The sequence below is a fragment of the Endozoicomonas sp. SESOKO4 genome (assembly GCF_024606275.1).
Window position 1 is genome coordinate 1 of sequence record NZ_JAHHPS010000120.1, and the last position, 1,398, is coordinate 1,398.

Here is a 1,398-nt window from a genome sequence, read left to right on the forward strand (position 1 = left end):
GCAGGGCAAAAATCAGCTCATGGACACTCCGGACCTGCTCAGCCTCCTTAGGGTTGAGTGCCTGAAGGCAGGATTGCAGCTGATGGCAGGCTGCCACCCAATCACGAAATGATATCTGCCCTTCTTTACCGGCTTCCATGGGAGGGATGATACTCTCTAACCCTGATCGGATGGTCTGCTTCAGTGTCTCAAACCGGTTGATTAATTTTGGCAATTCTTCCTGCAATAACTTAACTCTGGCTGAGCGTCTTTTACCCGCCAACCGCAAATATGCCCCGTAGCCATCCAACAGTGCCTCAGCGCCATAAACCAGCCGATTTACGCTCTCTCTGGTCTCTGCCAGTAGCTCTGAACGTTGTGGTGACATGCTCAGTTTTATCGGGTTTGCCAGGCAATCCAGTCCACCACCGGGAGCAAAAAATGCCAACAGGCGGGCATTTTGATCCGTGAGCCATCGAAAACCGCTGGCGACCTGAAGGAGTCTGCCTTCAGGGAGGGACAAATCATCCCATGATGGGACAGCTGTCGTTAACGTTAAATCAGAAACGGCAGAGGACAGGCTTCTGTGACTGGCCAGTTTTTCGGTAATGTCACCAGCAACAATGAAGGCTCCGGGCTCACCGTTGAAACGGGCGCAGGCCAGTGTTGCCTGTTGCCCGTCCCGGGCGGCCACTGCCGCTAACTGACCACCGGCCAGCATCAACGTTTTTCCTTCCTGTTTCATAAGGATCGCTACATGATCATTGAATCCTCCTTCGGCAATGACAACCCCCCCTGCCCGCTTCAGGAACTCAGACTCAAGCATCCACTCTTCAGCATGCTGAGTTACGACAATGGCTCCCTCTGGCATAGGGTCTGCGTGTCGTTTTTTGGCCAGCCAGAGGGGTCCGGCACAGTAGCCTTCGCTGATGCCCTCGCCAGTGGCCAAGGTCTCTTCGGGTATGGGGAAGGCAAAATCCATACTGCCGGAGAGCCGGGTAACAGGCCGCACCTGCAACAGGAACAGGCGCCCCTGATGATCGATGGCAAACTCCACATCCACGGGGCAGAGAAGAAGGTCTTCCAGCTTTGTCAACGCATCCTTGAGCTCTGAAATCGTGTCATCACTGAGTTTCTGTTCACCGTCGTTTGATTGAACATCGGCCTCATAAATCTCTTTTTCCGAGTAGCCGTTGTTGTCTCTGTGCAGGATGAATTGACTTGAGACCTTCCCGGGAACGAATTGATAATGCTCAGCTCCATCTTTGCGATCCTTGCGAAATATATCGATGCGGTGGGGCGTGTTGCCAAACTGCCCTGCTACTACGCCTTTGGGTTGACCGGTTGTGTACTCAACCCTGACAGTATCATCCTGAAAAGATTGAAAGCTCATGGCGACCCCGCCATATCGGCAATCAA

At 53.2% G+C, this 1,398-nt stretch carries 1 protein-coding gene; it reads right to left on the minus strand.

The window, feature by feature from the left end:
• Positions 1–1,372, minus strand: a 1,372-nt coding sequence (locus KDK16_RS02110) for a PEP/pyruvate-binding domain-containing protein (protein ID WP_257274445.1), incomplete at its 3' end; no start/stop codon positions are given.
• Positions 1,373–1,398 lie beyond the last annotated feature (26 nt).